Source organism: Sphingobacterium psychroaquaticum (assembly GCF_900177625.1).
Lineage (GTDB): Bacteria > Bacteroidota > Bacteroidia > Sphingobacteriales > Sphingobacteriaceae > Sphingobacterium > Sphingobacterium psychroaquaticum.
Window position 1 is genome coordinate 273087 of record NZ_FXAU01000003.1, and the last position, 16987, is coordinate 290073.

Annotated in this window: 15 protein-coding genes; 10 read left to right on the forward strand and 5 right to left on the reverse strand. The window is 41.6% G+C overall.

Going from position 1 to position 16987, the window contains the following annotated elements; genetic code table 11:
- Positions 1–11: 11 nt before the first annotated feature.
- Positions 12–1442 carry an anion permease gene (locus tag B9Y69_RS09575; RefSeq protein WP_085472724.1) on the reverse strand — a complete coding sequence of 477 codons (1431 nt, stop codon included), beginning with the start codon at positions 1440–1442 and terminating at the stop codon, positions 12–14.
- A gap of 25 nt (positions 1443–1467) precedes the next feature.
- On the reverse strand, positions 1468–2628 hold the full coding sequence (locus B9Y69_RS09580) for a porin family protein (RefSeq protein WP_085472725.1): 1161 nt from the start codon (positions 2626–2628) through the stop codon (positions 1468–1470).
- Positions 2629–2765: 137 nt separating this feature from the next.
- Here B9Y69_RS09580 and B9Y69_RS09585 point away from each other — a divergent pair, with 137 nt between their 5' ends.
- Together B9Y69_RS09585 and B9Y69_RS09590 are read left to right on the forward strand one after the other, a co-directional pair.
- Positions 2766–3341 (forward strand): Crp/Fnr family transcriptional regulator, encoded by a 576-nt coding sequence (locus B9Y69_RS09585; protein ID WP_085472726.1) that lies wholly within the window; start codon positions 2766–2768, stop codon positions 3339–3341.
- A gap of 61 nt (positions 3342–3402) precedes the next feature.
- A complete protein-coding gene (locus B9Y69_RS09590) occupies positions 3403–3846 on the forward strand; it encodes a carboxymuconolactone decarboxylase family protein (protein ID WP_085472727.1) in 444 nt (147 codons plus the stop codon).
- Positions 3847–3859: 13 nt separating this feature from the next.
- Here B9Y69_RS09590 and B9Y69_RS09595 read toward each other — a convergent pair whose 3' ends face one another.
- Entirely contained in the window at positions 3860–4486 is a 627-nt protein-coding gene (locus B9Y69_RS09595; RefSeq protein WP_085472728.1) for a chloramphenicol acetyltransferase, read from the reverse strand.
- Positions 4487–4490: 4 nt separating this feature from the next.
- Positions 4491–5180 carry an HAD family hydrolase gene (locus B9Y69_RS09600; protein WP_200811775.1) on the reverse strand — a complete coding sequence of 230 codons (690 nt, stop codon included), beginning with the start codon at positions 5178–5180 and terminating at the stop codon, positions 4491–4493.
- Positions 5181–5259: 79 nt separating this feature from the next.
- On the opposite strand from B9Y69_RS09600, the gene B9Y69_RS09605 reads away from it, so the two are divergent.
- Positions 5260–5844, forward strand: coding sequence for a Crp/Fnr family transcriptional regulator (locus B9Y69_RS09605; protein ID WP_085472730.1), 585 nt, complete (start codon positions 5260–5262; stop codon positions 5842–5844).
- Here B9Y69_RS09605 and B9Y69_RS09610 read toward each other — a convergent pair.
- The gene (locus B9Y69_RS09610; RefSeq protein WP_085472731.1) at positions 5828–6292 is read right to left on the reverse strand and encodes a hypothetical protein; all 465 of its coding nucleotides are present in this window, start codon (positions 6290–6292) and stop codon (positions 5828–5830) included. The genes B9Y69_RS09605 and B9Y69_RS09610 overlap by 17 nt on opposite strands.
- Before the next feature lie 162 nt (positions 6293–6454).
- On the opposite strand from B9Y69_RS09610, the gene B9Y69_RS09615 reads away from it, so the two are divergent.
- The 7 genes from B9Y69_RS09615 to B9Y69_RS09645 all read left to right on the forward strand — a co-directional run bounded on the left by B9Y69_RS09615 (position 6455) and on the right by B9Y69_RS09645 (position 16980).
- Entirely contained in the window at positions 6455–7627 is a 1173-nt protein-coding gene (locus B9Y69_RS09615) for a Pycsar system effector family protein (protein WP_085472732.1), read from the forward strand.
- 105 nt (positions 7628–7732) lie between these two features.
- A complete protein-coding gene (locus B9Y69_RS09620; RefSeq protein ID WP_159451826.1) occupies positions 7733–8629 on the forward strand; it encodes an SdiA-regulated domain-containing protein in 897 nt (298 codons plus the stop codon).
- Positions 8629–9711, forward strand: a complete 1083-nt coding sequence (locus tag B9Y69_RS09625) for a metallophosphoesterase (RefSeq protein WP_085472734.1) — start codon at positions 8629–8631, stop codon at positions 9709–9711. The genes B9Y69_RS09620 and B9Y69_RS09625 overlap by 1 nt, the downstream gene beginning before the upstream one ends.
- 54 nt (positions 9712–9765) lie before the next feature.
- A complete protein-coding gene (locus tag B9Y69_RS09630) occupies positions 9766–12084 on the forward strand; it encodes a hypothetical protein (RefSeq protein WP_085472735.1) in 2319 nt (772 codons plus the stop codon).
- A 14-nt stretch (positions 12085–12098) separates the two neighbouring features.
- Entirely contained in the window at positions 12099–14660 is a 2562-nt protein-coding gene (locus B9Y69_RS09635) for a BamA/TamA family outer membrane protein (RefSeq protein WP_085472736.1), read from the forward strand.
- Positions 14661–14777: 117 nt separating this feature from the next.
- Complete coding sequence (locus tag B9Y69_RS09640) at positions 14778–15674, forward strand: helix-turn-helix domain-containing protein (RefSeq protein WP_085472737.1); 897 nt, start codon at positions 14778–14780, stop codon at positions 15672–15674.
- A 154-nt stretch (positions 15675–15828) separates the two neighbouring features.
- Complete coding sequence (locus tag B9Y69_RS09645; protein ID WP_085473036.1) at positions 15829–16980, forward strand: efflux RND transporter periplasmic adaptor subunit; 1152 nt, start codon at positions 15829–15831, stop codon at positions 16978–16980.
- The last annotated feature ends 7 nt before the right edge of the window (positions 16981–16987 follow it).

The window sequence follows — 16987 nt, forward strand, 5'->3', positions numbered from 1 at the left end:
AACTTTTCTTCTTAATAGTAACCGATAACTTTCATCCATAGTCCACCAACTCCCATGTATATTACGAGCAGGACAATACCAATCATGAGTCCGTTTATCCACCATGATTTTAATTCAACATAACCACTTCCGAAGAAGACGGGAGCAGGACCGTGACCATAATGAGTCAGGACCCCGTAGATAGATCCCATAAATCCCAACATCATAGCAAGCAACATTCCAGGGATTCCCAATGACACACCTACGCCAAGTAGAGCAGCATACATGGCTGCCACATGTGCTGTTGCACTAGCAAAGATGTAATGGCTGAAGAAATATACCAGTACAATAACAGGAAAAGCAATAGACCAGCTGAGCGTGCCAATCTCCTTGCGCACAAGCTCACTAAACCAACTCATAAAGCCAAGTTCATTAAGCGAACTGGCCATCATGACCAGTACAGCAAACCAAACGATGGTGTCCCAGGCGCCTTTTTCAGATTTAATATCTTCCCAAGTGAGAACAGAGGTAAGCAGCAGTATCGATAACCCCACGAAAGCCGTAGTGGTGGCGTCAATAGATAACTTATCACCAAGAATCCATAAACTCAAGAGTACAGCAAAAGCAAACAACATAAGCCATTCGGTCACTTTCATTGGTCCCATCTGGCGCAGTTTGTCTGCCGCCATTTTAGGGGCATCTCCTGTGCGTTTTAATTCTGGTGGATATATTTTATACATGACCAATGGGATTAAGAACAGGGCCAGTAAGCCCGGAACAATACCCGCTGCCGCCCATGACATCCAAGAGATGTCGATACCCAGGTCGGCTGCAAATTTTTGACACATTGGATTACTTGCAGTACCTGTCAAAAACATAGAGGAAGTAATCAGGTTCATATAATAACTGGTCAAGGTTAAGTATGATCCCAGTTTACGATGGGTTGCTACCTGATCTGGGACCGAGCCAAAGTTCATGGCCATGGATTTCATAATCGGATAGATAATACCACCGCCACGTGCCGTGTTACTCGGAATAGCAGGTGCTAAGCAAAGGTCTGCAAGGCCTAAACCGTACGCAAGCCCCAAGGAGCTTTTTCCGAACAGACGAATAAAGATGAAAGCGATACGGTCACCTAAACCTGTTTTAATAAAACCACGAGCAATAAAGAATGATATTCCAATCAGCCATATCACTTTATCACCAAAACCACTTAAGGATTTTACGATCGAAGCACTTGCGTTGCCAGGGGCAAGTACTTGGGTTAAGGCTGTACACGCAATAGCGAGCATACACATTGTCCCCATAGGGGCAGCTTTAAGAATGATTCCGATGATGGTGGAAGCGAAGATGGCAAAAAGGTGCCAAGCTTCTACTTTAACACCTTCGGGAGCAGGAATTAACCAGAGAATAATCGCAATCACTAATGTGATACCTGCGTTGCGGATGTTAACTTCTTTCATATAGTATATGTTTGGTGGTGTCAATTTATAGCCTACTCTGTACTTGGATAATAAACAAGTTACCGTTGTAGGTAGTGGTGTTGCTTATTTGATGCTTGTAGCGGTCTATTTGCAGTCCCAGTTGAATACGAGCACCGTAATTTTTTAAGAATTCAAGCCCAACCATAGGCGTGTAGGTTTGCCGTGGATTGGAATTGAGATGAAAGTTATTGTCGAAGTATTCATATCGGCATGATGCTTCGATCGAGGTTAAGTTTTTATACTTGATATCATAGCGGAAGTTGGGAAGGACATATACGCCTCGCATACGGTAGTCTATAAGTTCCGATGGGTTTTCTGTTGCGCTATACAGGGCATGGTTTATGGCCTGCTTTCCTTCCACCTGGACGTCGAACGACCATTTTGGTGATAGAGGGATGGTGCTCGTTGCATCTACACCCCAGGCCCAAACCTGTCCGGCAGGTGCAGAACCTACACCTGCATTAGCACCGAGATTTACCTTGTATTTTTTAGAAACCATCGCGACGGTTCGCGCGAGATATTGTTTGCCGCTGTTGTTGTCTTGAATTTGATTTTTACCATTACCGTTGACAATGGATAGGGCATATTGGAAAGGCATATTTCCAATTTCTGCTACACCACCGGCCGAAATTCCTAATTGAAAGCTTGTCCATCCATTTTTTCCAAATTCACTGTATTGGTTAGACCAATCCAGTGATTTAATAATATCCACGGGGTAAGTCTCCTCGATACCGAACCAGGGCCTAAACTGACCGGCGGTAATACCCAGGTAGGGTCCAAAGGAATATTTGATGTAGGCATTTTCCAGTACTCTGGTTTTGGGGTCGTTCTTGAAGTCTGCTAAATTTACTAGGGCAACGACCTCGGTACGCTTGCTGATTGCAGCTTGCACCTGTACACGCATATATTTAATGGAAAAAGCATTGCTTGTAAGCTTTCCCTCACTGTGGTGAAGTCCCGTTACATCGACGTCTTTAGGAAGACTTGTTGTGAATCTACTCTGGAATAATCCTTTGAATTTAAAGGTTGGGTAGTTTTCGAAATCCACCCCCCAAGTACTGTCGGGAACCTGGGCATAGGTGTTTATAGCCAATAAACTTAAGCCTAAGGTGAATAAATAAATTAAGACGCGCTTTTTCATATAGGTAAATGGATGGTTGTTCATATATTCCTCCTGTATAACAATAAAAATTTTAAAAAGTTTTCGAAGGAGTTAAAGATATTTGTTGCATTTATCCATCATGGTAGCCTACATTTTCAATTTTCATATCTTTAGCCTGTAGGAATCAAAAAAGTAAGTGGATGAGCAAGCCCATTATAACGCATTTTAGGAAATATATTTCGATCGATGAGACGGAGGTTAACGAAATATTAAATTTTTTCAACACCGTCACCGTATCTAAAAAAAGTAATCTGTTGTCGCTGGATATGGTGTGTCGAAATCATTATTTTGTAGAATCTGGTTGTCTTCGCCTGTTTTATATAGATCCAAAGGGTGCGGAGCAGACCGTTCAGTTTGCCCTGGAGAATTGGTGGATCACAGATTATGACGCGTATGCTAAACAGAAGAGGAGTTCCTTTATGATTCAGGCGGTGGAGGAAACGACCGTGCAAGAACTTAGTTTTACCAATCAGGAACTGCTGTTGGAGCGATTTCCAAAATTTGAACGTTACTTTCGCCTTATATATGAGCGAGCGTATGCCGCATCGCAGTTTAGGACGCGATATTTGTATGATTTTTCCAAAGAGGCATTTTACAACCACTTCAATACGAATTTTCCAGAATTTGCACGAAGGGTGCCTCAACAGTTTCTAGCTTCGTACTTGAATATGACACCCGAATACCTTAGCGAAATAAAAGCAAAAAGACGTTCTTAAACCAGCTTAAGTTTTTTGAACTTTTCTCCCTTTACCTTTGTTGTATACAAAAAAAAAGGAAATGGAAAAAAGAATTGATTTACAGGAATTACAACCTAACGGTTATAAGTATTTATTGGGATTGGATCGGTATGTACATAGTAGCGATGTGTCCCATACCCATCTGCATTTGATATACATTCGCGCCTCCCAAATCAACGGCTGTTCGTTTTGCGTGAGCAAGCATAGCCTCGATGCATTGGCTGATGGTGAAAGTACACAACGTTTATTTTTAACGAGTGCCTGGCGGGAAACAGATCTCTTTAGTGAAGAAGAACGTATAGTACTGGCCATGACGGAAGAGATAACGCTTATTCATCAAGATGGTTTAACAGATGCGACGTATTTGTTGGCTGTGGAAGCATTTGGCGAAGTATATGTGAGTGCGTTGATTATGGCTATTGTTATGATTAACGCCTGGAATAGAGTGGGGGTAAGCACACGGTTAAAGGTGGAGAAGGTGTAGCTACCTTCTCCTGCTATTCATTTAATAACGCTTGAAGCTGGTCCAGAAAGAGCCCAACATGCATTCCATCTACTAGCGCATGGTGTACATGTACGGAGATAGCCATGGTTTTTCGGTCTCCTTCAGACACGACTTTTCCTACAGAAATTTTGGGACAGCTATCTGATGTCGAATATCTACGGGCATGTGATAACCCTGTGAAATCGATCCATGGTAAGGCCGAAAAGTGTATGAGTTTTTCGTTAGAATCAGATGTAAATAAGGTGTTTGTGTTTTTTACCTTATCTATTTCTTTATTTGCGTTTGCGATAAAGAGCTCTTCATCCTCTTCGTAGTCTATAATGGCAAAACCGAATGTTTCGTTCGCTCGACCTATCGTGGGAGAGATTGTTAGTTTTTCGAAACAATATGGTTGCTCTTCTATAATTTGATATCGAAAATTCTCGATCGCGTTAGCTGCTTGAAGCACGCGGTACAGATAGTAGAGAAAAAAGGATTTATTCTGCACTTTGGCGCGATCGTACGCCTGTGTACAGTCTACCTTTGATATGATCCCAAAGAATGGTTCTTCGAATGTAGAGAAAAAGAGGTACTGCTCGCGGCGCGACCAACCGTTGATGTCTATGATATGTTTTTTCATTTAGTTATAGTAGGTGATTAAGTATATTTTCTATTTTGTTGATTTTTAAAAAATTATGTTTGTTGTTGATTTCCGTATGTTCCTCATGAGCCCAAGTGATTTCATATGGTATATGTGCCGCAAACCCACCAAGTTCCAATACCGGAAGCACATCGGATTTGAGGGAGTTTCCCAACATAAGGAAGTGTTGCGGCAAACACTTTTGCTGGGTTAATAGCTTACGGTAATCGTTTGTTGTTTTATCACTCATAATTTCTACATGTGAGAAATATTCTTCCAGACTTGAATTACGTAACTTCCGTTGTTGATCCAAGAGGTCACCTTTTGTTGCTACAATAAGGTTATAGCGCCCCTGTAACGCTTTTAAGGTTTCTAAAACACCGTCGAGGAGCACCACCGGTTGTTGTAGGAGGCTATGTCCGATTTCTATGATACGACTAACGATGTTTTTATCGGTATACGGTCCAGTTATAGCATGAGAAGTTTCAATCATGCAAAGTACGAAACCCTTAACACCATATCCATACAGGGGAAGATTTTTTATTTCTGTTTTTAATAATAACGCAGAAACTTGATATGCCGGCAGATAGGTGTCTAGTAGTTCGCAAAACTGTTTTTCAGCCTCTTGAAAGTAGTTTTCATTGATCCACAAGGTGTCATCCGCATCGAAAGCGATTGTTTCTATTTTATCCATCGTCGTTTTTATCATATACTGTCGACAAAAGTCAATATCTTAGATTGCATAATAAAGGACATTTGTCCCGATAACATCTATGATACGTACGAACGAAGATTTTCTATCTTATGCCAAGCAGCTTTACGATGACCAATCGCGTAAAGACGATATTGTCATAAAGCATTATTCTAAAGGCAGTTTGCTACTTATGCAAGGAGAAGAGCTGACGCGGGTTATGTTTATTTGTCGTGGAATCGCAAAAGTTTTTTTTAGCGAGGAAAATGGAAAGCAATTTATCCTGGAGTTTTTAGGGAAGGGAGAGGTTATTGGAGAGATTGAACTTCTTCGAAATATTAGTTGTCTTTGTTCGATCGAAGCTATGACAGATATTTCTGTCTACTCTTTTTCTCTGCCTTATTTTAGATTGCTGATCCAAACAGATATGCAGTTAAATAATATGTTACTTCAGGTCTTTGCAGAACGCATAATTAACACTTCAAGCAGAGCTTCATATCAACAGTTGTATACCGTTGATCATAGCTTGTCTAAATTGTTGGAGTTTCAGGAAAATCACCAACTAGGAATTACCAAGGAAGATATGGCGGCGTATCTGGGTATTACTATTCGTACGCTCAATCGTTCACTTCAAAAAATTGGGAAAGACATTAAAAATATCGGATAGACGGTCTGCTGGTTAAGGGAGAAAATTCCCAAGGAACGGAGGACAGAATAATTAATAAACCAATACTATACCAAATCGTCATGGTTTTGAATTTTTCAGCCGACGTGCTCTTTCGTTTGGCTTTAGCAGACCCGATGGTCACCACAACGACCGCTATGAGCATCATCAGGCTATGCTCCATTCCGAAAAAGCGGATGTCACGCATCCGCACACCTTCTTGAAAATTTTGTATAAAATAGCGGACGATTGGGCTGATACTGTACAGCCATAGACCTAATATTAACTGAATATGTAGAATTGTTGCCGTCCAGTGCCGCAAGGCATTATCGGTTTTGGTATATTCCTTTTTATGACGCCAAGCATAGTACCCGCGAACGATTGCCACGAGAAGAGCCGCTAACACAAACCAGCGTATCCAGGAATGTAAAGGTAAGAGATACGTAAACATTATTATTTGCTTTATCGGCGCTAAGGTAGGAATAACTATAAAAGTATTGGGTATAAACGATGTACTATAATATCGTGTTTAGCCTATGAAGTATTACCTGTAAAGTATTATATTTATTGTTGATTAAAGAAAACTGACGCTTTATACGAAAAAAATAAATTAATGGACTTCAGAGATTTAACCCGGCAGGTAGAACAATTTGCTCAAGCTTATCTTGAGAAAGGCCAAAGTGCACCGTATTGTTTTCACGATAGAACACATACACAAGGTGTTGTAGATGCGGTCAAGGAAATGGTGGCGCATTATCAACTAAGTGAAAGAGAAGAGTTTATACTCGTTGCTGCCGCTTTTTTTCATGATTTAGGGTATCAGAATGGAGGGGCTTCGGGACATGAAAGGAGGAGTGCAGCCTTGGCGACCGATTTTCTTCAATCTTTATCGGTAGATGTCGAGATTCAGGAAGCCGTAGCTCGCTGTATTTTGGCCACGCAGATGCCGCAGGCCCCGAAGGGGCTTTTGGAGGAGATTATTTGTGATGCAGACCTTTTTCATCTGGGGAGCTCGGATTTTGACGTACGTAATAAGTTGATGCACCAGGAAATCGAAAAGGTGAATGGTCATAAAGTGGATAAGTCTCTTTGGCGTACTTTTACGATCCAACTGATGAAAGATCACCGATATCATACCGCGTATGCGATTGATAAATTGAGTGCTGGTAAAGCAGCTAATCTCGCTGCCTTGCTCAAGAAGCAGAAAAAGGACGAAGGTAAACAAGACAAACCCCAGCTGAGCGAGCGAAATGGAAAGCCGGAGCGCGGTATTGAAACCATGTTTCGCATTACATCCTCTAACAGTCAGCGTCTGAGTGATATGGCCGATAATAAAGCAAATATCCTACTAACGGTAACCTCAATTATTCTATCGTTGGTGGTATCGGTATTGCTTCGGAGTTTGGATAATAATCCGCATCTCATTTTTCCGACGATATTGTTGATGGTCGTTGTCGTGACGGTTATGGTGTTTGCTATTTTGGCGACGATTCCTAAGATTCCTGAAGGTCGGTATACGGCTGAAGATGTCGAAAATAAAAGTGTAAACTTACTTTTCTTTGGTAATTTTTATCGTATGCCACTATCAGACTATAAACGAAGTATGGAGCGTGTGATGGACGATAAGGATTTCTTGTACGGTATGTTGACCAAGGATGTTTATTCGCAAGGCGTGGTCTTGGGCCGTAAATATCGGTTGTTACGGTACGCCTACGGGATTTTTATGTTTGGTCTGGTCGTTTGCGTACTTACTTTTGTGGTTTCTATTTTAACATTAGGGAAGTAATAAAAAGGTTGTTTCTGTCTTCTTGTTGTTCGCCAAGTATCGAGTAGATAAATGGTGAAAAACTACATGACGGTTAGATTGTTGAATGAAGTAAACAAGTTATCTATGAATATTTTTTTAGTGCCATATATGTTTGCTGTAACGCTGCTTTTTCAGGGCTGTCGAATGCAAACAGAAGAGAAGGGTGAAGGAGGGAAAGACAAGCAAACGCAGTCACAATCCCAGATCGGCGACCAGATTCCTTATAATTTGAGTGATCGGGTAACGTATGCTTTACCGCCAATTCTGGATGAGATTTCGGGTCTCACTTTTGTGGGGGGAAACGCAGATGTAGCCTATACGATACAAGATGAATCAGGTATTGTATATGTGTATGATTTGAAGAACAGGAGAATGGATCATGAGATACCTTTTGCTGGCAAGGGAGATTTTGAGGATATTGCAAATGATGGCGAGCAACTCTACGTGTTGAAGAGTAATGGCGCGGTGTATAGCTTACCTATTGATAAAAAACATCGTGCTAACGCGACAAAAGTATATGAAGGTTTACTTCCGAAAGGTGAGTATGAGTCTCTGGCTTACAATTCAATGTTAAATGAACTTTATGTTTTATGCAAAAGTTGTAAGGTAGATCAAAAGAAAGGACAGGCTACTGGCTATCGGTTAACTGTAAATACCGATGGCACCTTGACATATCGGAATGAATTCATCGTAGATTTATCTCAGGCCACGACAGTTGACGAGAAACAACGACGTAAGTTTAGCCCGTCTGCAATGACATGGCGTGCTTCGACAAATGAATGGTACATAATTTCATCCGTCGATAAGTTGATGCTGATTACGGATGCTGATTTTAATCCGAAAGAGGTTGTTCGCTTTTCGAGAAAGGACTATGAACAACCAGAAGGGTTGGCTTTTGATGGTGCGGATAATTTATACATAAGCAGTGAAGCAGGCGATACAGGACAAGGTGTTATTTATCAGCTTAAACCGACTAAATAATGCGCGGACTGTTTACATGGATACTTCTGTTCGGTACACTGGTACTTTCGGCGCAAGAAAAATTGGTCCAGCGCCTTATTCTCATCGGAGATGCTGGTGAGATCAATGTGAAACAGTGGGCAATCCTGGAAGCGGCTGCCCAGATGACTGTTGCGAACAAAACGGTCGCCTTTTTTCTCGGGGATAATATCTATCCGGTAGGAATGGGCTTAGAGGGCGTCGAGCGGGAGGCTACGGCGGCTCGTTTACAAGCACAATTTACGCCGTTCCGAAGCAAGGAAACGCCAGTATATTTTATTGCTGGTAATCACGATTGGGATAAATCGGGAGTCGATGGATTGAAGAAAATTCAAGAACAGGAGCGCTATATTCAGGAATTGAATGACCCCGGCCTGCATTTTGTACCTCAAGCAGGCACAACTGCTATTTTTGAACTTTCTCTAGCTGAAGATCTAGTCGCATTGTTATATGATAGCGAGTATTGGTTGTTTCCTTATCATGAAGACGCGATTCAGGCAAGGCTTGAAAGTGATCGCAGCGTATTCCGTGCCGCTCTCGCAGAGCGCATTGCAAAAAATGAAAACAAAACGCTACTCTTGTTGTCTCATCACCCCATGCGGTCTTATGGCGAGCATGGTCTTTCCTTTTCATGGAAACAACACATATTTCCGTTGACGGCTAAATGGCCAGTTGCATATGTGCCGCTCCCACTTGTTGGCTCTTTATATCCCCTGTTGCGGTCTACAGCTTTTAAAACAGCAGAAGACCTCAAACATCCTTTGTATAGAGGGTTGACGGATGCCGTTACAAAAGCTGCTGGCGAACACCGCAATCTACTATATGTGTCGGGACATGATCACGGTTTGCAATATATCGAGGATGAAAATTTTAAACAAATAGTGAGTGGATCAGGGTCTAAAAGCTCGCATATAAGGAACAGTAAAGACTTGCTTTATAAATATGAAAAACAAGGATTCTGTATGCTGGATTATTGGGAAAATAAGAACCTTACCGTGACTTTTTTTATTTATGAGAATGGTAAGGTGCACCAAACTTTTGAATATATTATTGCACATCAATAAGATTAAGAGAAATGAGGTGGTGTATCGAAAGTAAGTGACTAAGAAAGTAGAATTATGCTAATCAAGAGCGTAGCAATAAATAGCAATATTAAAGAAACCTTAGGCTTGGAACAGCGTTTATCATTAATGCCGTTTCAACGCTTTTTATTAAAAAATATAGCTGATCCGGTTCAGCAGAGTAACATTATTCCTAAACTTGTGATGGAATATTTGGAAGGTGTTTTGATGGAGCGCGGGGAACCGACTCCTGAAAATTTATCGGAGTTTACAGATGTTTTTGGATTGATTCATCGGTTGACAAATAGTATTACGAATCTGGACGATCGTTTTTGGGGCTTGGCCTTTCCTGTTCCGGATAAAGCATTTTTTGGACGGGACACTTTTTATGACCTACTCGATAGCGATCTGACGTTGCTGCCCGATAGCGGGGGAGCCCCTTTTTATCCCGATATAGCCTTTACGAATAAACTGTTGTACATTCTTGTCTTGGAGCGCTTTTATGGGATCAAAGGAGTTGACTCCAATATGCGCTATGTTTATTTTAAGCATGGTGTACCACAATATGTGGAACTGAAAGTCGATTTTTCCTTTGTGGAAGTCGCCTTAAAAGGTGAGCTTCCCAGATTAGATTTTAGCTGTCTCCGGGATAAAAATGTGGAAGGGTTTGATGATATAGAACCGCTACTTTCTTCCATTAATCTCGAAGCTTTTAGTTTTACGGGTATCTCCATCTTACGTTTTGTGGATTGCAATCGGGAGCAGGTTTTTAATAAAGTGCAACAAATTGTAGCCGATCTGAGCCGGTTTGAAAAACAATCCTTCCATCGGGATGTCTCGAGTATTTTGTCTACGATGGTGGGAACGACTGCTATTTCCCATTCTTTTTTTCCTGTTTTGGAGTTAAATGGCTTTCCTATCCTGAAGTCAGATTTAGTGAAAGACAGTATCTTTTTTGGAGAATTGATATTGAAGGAACGCGAAAAATGTCAGAGTGGAATTTTTGATTACTTGAAAGCCCCTTATACCATTTCCTATGGTGTGGAAACAGGGATGGACAGCTTTGATGAGACTTTAATAGCGCATTTAAAGCAGTTGAAACTTGCCTCATACGTGTGTTTTCCTTTACGGCATAATGGTGACCTGGTCGGATTTTTGGAGCTTTATAGCCGAGATTTAAAATTTGATAATGAAAAGGTGGTAAGTATTGCGCCTTATATGCCGATGCTAACTTTATTGGCGTACGAGCTCGCGGTCGGCTTTAAAGCAAAGTTGAATCAAGTTATACTTCAGAATTTCACCTCCCTGCAAGAGGCCGTTCAATGGCGATTTAATCAGGTGGCAGCCCATTACCTGTTGGAACCAAAGCTTGAAAAAATTCTCTTTGAGAACGTGTATCCACTCTACGGGGCCGTTGATATTAAAAATTCAACTTTACTACGCAATCTGGCTTATAAGAAAGATAGTTTATACCGTATTAACCAACTGGATCAAATCCTCAGAACAATCCCAGTTCATCGTGCTACAGAGCAACAGTTTATGATGCGCTTGGAACATATCACACAGTGGTTGAATGAGGGGTATATAGATAAGTATCTTGTTGATATTTTATCTTTCTTTCAAGAAGAGGTTCCTGTTTTTATGGATAATTTACCGCTCGATAACGCCGAGATACAGGAATTACGCGATATGTATCGCGAAGGTGAGGATATCGTTCGTGGAAAGAACAATCGTTTCGCTATGGCCTTTGAACAGTCCTTATCTACACTAAACCAGATGATCAATAAGGAGCTGACTACATTTAACCAATATATACAGGATCGATACCCTTCATATTTTGAAAAATTTCGTACCGATGGGGTGGAGTATGATGCGTATGTTGGCCAATCTATTACACCCGCGAAAGTCTTTAATGTGGAATTGCTGCGAGAGTTTAGGAAACAGCAAGTCATATCGATGGCAGAAATCGGACAACAGGCGCACGCGATTATTGATGATCTGCCCATTGCTTTGGAAACAACCCAGCTCATTTTTATTCACCCCAATCCGATTGCCATAAGTTTTCGACAGGATGAACGCCGTTTCGATGTGGAAGGTGGATATAATATCAGATACCAGATGATTAAAAAACGTATTGACAAGGCGCTTATTAAGGATACGAAAGAAAGATTGGTCCAACCGGGATGTATTGCCTTGGTATATGCGACAAGACGTGTAGAGGAAGAGTTGAAAGGTATTCTGAAGGAAGTTCATGAAATGGGACTGATCGGTGCAAATATTGAGAGTCTCGTGCTGGAGGAATTACAAGGTTTGAATGAATTACGTGCATTGCGGGTTCGTATAGCTGGATTTGGACAAACAGCTTTATTCCGTTAAATAGATACAAAACTATGGACAAATGTTTCCGTCTTTTCTGTTTGTGGTTTTGCTTCGTTTCCGTCGCAGCCGCGCAGCAAACCGATAGTATTACCACTATAATTGCCGCTGAATATGATCAAGTTGGTGCCACGCACCGGTTTTGGTTAGGCGATAGTTATCGAAAGCTATATAATACGCCGGTCAAGATGCGGGTAGCAGATTTGAGTACAGAAAAGGGAGGTTTAACAGTCATCAAGCTTGGTGGGGGGATGCAAACGCAGTCCTTACGGATGGTAGACCCGACCGGCCGTGAATGGGTTTTGCGTTCTATTCAGAAGTTTCCAGAACGAAGTTTGCCAGAAAGTCTGCGTAAAACAATTGCAAAAGATATTGTTCAAGATCAGATTTCTATCGCGCATCCTTTTGGAGCGTTAACAGTTCCTCCATTTAATCGTGCACTGGATATTCCGCATGTTGTGCCGGAGCTTATTTATGTTGGAGACGATGCGCGACTAGGAGAATATCGTGATATCTTCAAAAATAGGCCATACATGTTTGAAGCGCGAATGCCTTTTGCAGATGAGAAGACGGATAATACGGAAAAGGTTATCCGTAAGTTACAAGAAGATAATGATATTGAGGTCGATCAGAAGCTTACTTTGCGGGCTCGTTTTTTAGATATGCTCTTAGGGGATTGGGATCGACATGAAGATAACTGGCGCTGGGATCCCGAGAAAGATAAAGGGAAGAAGATTTATACACCTGTACCACGAGATCGAGATAAAGTTTATTATAAAACTTCAGGTGTTTTCCCTGTACTTTTATCTTACCAATGGCTGAAAGCACACTTACAGCCCTTCAGTCCGCATATTCGTAATGTGGCACACTGGAACTTCAATGCCCGGCATTTTGATCGCTTTTTTCTCTATAAACTGGATAGGGAAGGCTGGGAGAAGGAGATTCGCTATATGCAGGCTGTGATGACCGATTCACTGATTCATGAAGCTATGTTGGCCATGCCGGATACCATAGTGAAGCTGAGTGCTGCCGAGCTGGAACATAATGTACGGTCACGTAGGGATGAGTTGCTTGTGACCGGACTGGAATACTATAGCGCGCTAAGCCGCGTAGTGGACATACCTTTGTCAGCGAAGACAGAGTTTATCGATGTCACGTATCAGGAGGATGGAGCCGTGCGTGTACTGGTTCGTAATAAAAAGAAAGACGGTAGTGTGGGGCGAACATTAATGGATCGTAAATTTAGTCCGACTGAAACCAAGGAAGTACGTATCTACGGTCTTTCGGGTGAAGATGAGTACCAAGTCCAGGGGGGTGGAAGATCACCGATACGCGTACGACTTATTGGTGGCCAACAAGATGATCGTTATTCTGTTTCCGAAGATTTTAAAAACGGTAAGCGACTATATATATACGATAGTAAAGATGCTTTAACAGACTCCCCTGTTTCAGGCAAGTCTATTCGTTACCGACTCGATAAAGACACCGCTGTACATCGGTTTGAATATGACAACTTTGTTTACGATCGGAAAGGTGTGTTGGTAAATTTTAACTATGGTATAGATCGAGGATTAATTCTTGGCGCAGGGTACGTGATAGAAAACCAAGGGTTCCGCAAGTCTCCATTTGCATATAGACATACCATTATGGCTAATTACCTCACCGGTCGGAAATCGTTTATGTTCGATTATAAAGGAGAGTTCAAACAGCTGGTGGCGGGACATGATCTTGTTGTTAATGTTTCATCGTTGGGGCCAAAGAATCTGAGTAATTTCTTTGGCTATGGTAATGAAACCGTGTTTGAGAAAGGTGAGGACCGAGGTATTGACTATTATCGTAATCGTTATGATGTTGTTTCTGGGGATATCTTTCTAGCGAAGCGCTTGCTCAAAAATATGATTTTCTATTACGGTTCCTCTTCTGAATTTTACGCTAGCTCCGTAAAGAATAATGAGGAACGATTCTTGGAAGACTACCAGATAGCGCATCCCGAAGAGGCCTTTTTTGGGAGCAAATGGTTTACCGGTGCATCCGTTGGAGCGGTTCTCGATACGCGAGATCATAAGACCAATCCGAAATCCGGGATCTATATGGAAACAGCTTTTAACTGGAACGCAGAATTAGGTGGTGATCATAAGAGCTATACCAGTTTAAAAAATGTCGTTAATTTTTATCATACGTTTGGAAAAGATAGGTTGACTATCGCCAATCGGACTGGCCTAGATGCCGTTTGGGGTTCGCCATACTTTTTCCAACACGCCCAGATTGGTGGAGAAAATAGCCTTCGCGGTTATAATTCGCGACGGTTTACAGGGAAAACAGCATTGTATAACAACCTAGAGACAAGGTTGAAGCTTCTCAGTTTTAATTCCTATCTCATTCCCGGGACAATGGGGCTTTTAACTTTCTATGATGTGGGACGCGTATGGATGCGTGAAGAAAAGTCTAATACATGGCATAGTGGTTACGGTGGAGGCCTTTATTTTATGCCTGCGGATCTGTTGCTTATACAAGCGGCATTCGGATTCAGCAGAGAAGCTACCTTACCGTATATTCGGGTAGGGCTGAGCTTTTAATTTTTTAGAAAAAGAAGTGGATACGAGGGTACTCTAGTCACACTAAAGCAATAAATATTACGGGTTCATTTTTTTGAAAATTAAAGTACTATTTTCGTTGCTCACTTTTTTTCTTTTATGTCCGACGATATAATTACGTTCCTGAAATTAGAAGATCTAACCGAAACAGCTGACCCGCCGCTTCGGAATAAGGAGTATTTTGTGTTAGATGGAAACAGTAAAAATCTACGTATCCAACCGAAGAAACTTTATCGTGCTGGATATTTTGGATTGATGCTGTTGCAAGAAGGAAGCTCGTATTATAGTATCGGCGACCATGAATACCAAATTACAAAGGGTGATATTCTTTTCTGCGTCCCGCAGGAAGCGTTTAAACTGATTTATGTATCACCGGATGTGCGTGTTAAGCAGATCTTCTTCTCGATAGATATGATTTCAGATGCTGGATTCAACTACCGGTCTAATGACATTTTGAAGAGCTTTTCAAATAACCCTTCCTATATTATCCGCCATGAGTCAGATCTCTTTAGACGTCTTTCCTTTCATATGGACGAATTGGCTACGCTTAATAAACGTACCACAGAAAACTACTATGGCAACGATATGATGTGGCATCACTTCTCGTTGTTGATGTATGATGTTGAGAACTATATTCGAGGATCTGAAGAAGCAGTGATCAATACCTCACGGGAAGAAGAATTAACCACAACGTTCTTTGGTTTGGTGCGGGAGCACTATATCGCGCACCATGATGTACAGTTTTATGCGGATCAGCTTTATGTGAGTAGAAAATACCTCAGCCGAATCGTGAAGAAGACCATGTGCAAATCGCCCAAGGATATTATCAATCAGGTGCTCCTTATTGAAGCCAAAATTTTGCTTCGCAATTCCACGAGTAATGTAAGCGAAGTGGCGCATAGTCTCAATTTTTCTGATACGGCTGTCTTTAGTAAATTTTTCAAGAAATTAACCGGACGGAAGCCTAGTGAGTACAAGATGGATGACCTGTTCTAATAGGCAGTGAAAGCTCTGTCACGTTTGTGTCTAATTGTATTTTTCGAGCCTTCGAAGTGTCTTTTGGACAAATTTTGGCGTCTTAGCGTTTGATTTGTACGTTTCCAAAATGATGACTTTTGCATCACACAAAATTATTAAAGCAAAATTCATTATGAAGCGAAATCACGTTTTTACGTCATCGTTATTTTTCATCCTTTCCCTCCTTGTATTTGTCGGCTGTCGACAAAATAGTCAAGGTGGTGCTTATGAGCAAGGACCTGCCGAGGTGCCAATGGGCACTGTAACTACGGGTAATGCCGTTATGCAAAGTGAATATGCTGCTTCGATCGAAGGTGTTTCCAATATTGAGATACGTCCGCAGGTGTCTGGCTATTTAAGCAAGATTCTTGTCGACGAAGGCGACTATGTCCGTGCCGGGCAACCTCTTTTCAAAATAGAAGACCGCGTGTATCAGGAGCAGCTGAACAGTGCGCGCGCTAGTGTGGCTGCTGCTGAAGCAAACCTGGTAACCGCAAAGATCAACCTGGACCGGAAGCAAGAGTTAGTAAAGAGCAAGATTGTTTCGGACTTACAGGTTCAAGAAGCAGATGCCGCTTACAATGCTGCTCGCGCATCGGTAGCGCAGGCGAAATCGGCAGTCGAGTCGGCTCGTATTAATGTAGACTTCTCGGTTATAAAAGCACCAGTTAGTGGTTACATTGGAAGATTCAATTACCGCTTAGGAAGTTTGTTGTCTCCAACCAATCAATTGCCTATTACCGTGGTTTCCGACAATCATCAGGTCTACACGTATTTTAGTTTAAGTGAAAATGATTTCGCTACTTTTCAACGTGTCAATGCCGGAAATACGATAGCGGAGAAACTGCGCAATACAGCACCGGTAAGTTTACTCTTGTCAGATGGCCTTGCTTATGGTCTAAAAGGAAAGATCGATGCGGTAGAGGGGCAGTTTAATAAAAGTACAGGTTCGATTACACTACGCGCTAAGTTTGATAATCCCAAAGTGGAACTGCGAAGCGGCAACACCGGAAAGATCGTGATGGAAAGAGAGATGGTTGACGTTGTCTTATTCCCAATCGCATCTACGGTTACAGTACAAGATAAAGTATTTGCCTACACGGTTGACAAAGAGAGTAAAGTACTACAGATTCCGATTGGAGTGATCGGGAAATCAGGTGACAATTTTATTATTACCGATGGTTTGAAAGCTGGCGATAAGTTTATCGCAAAAGGTTTTGAACGTTTACAAACTGGAATGCCTGTTGTGGAACAAAAGCAGGTTGCAGCAAGTAAATCGGAATAAAGTAGGG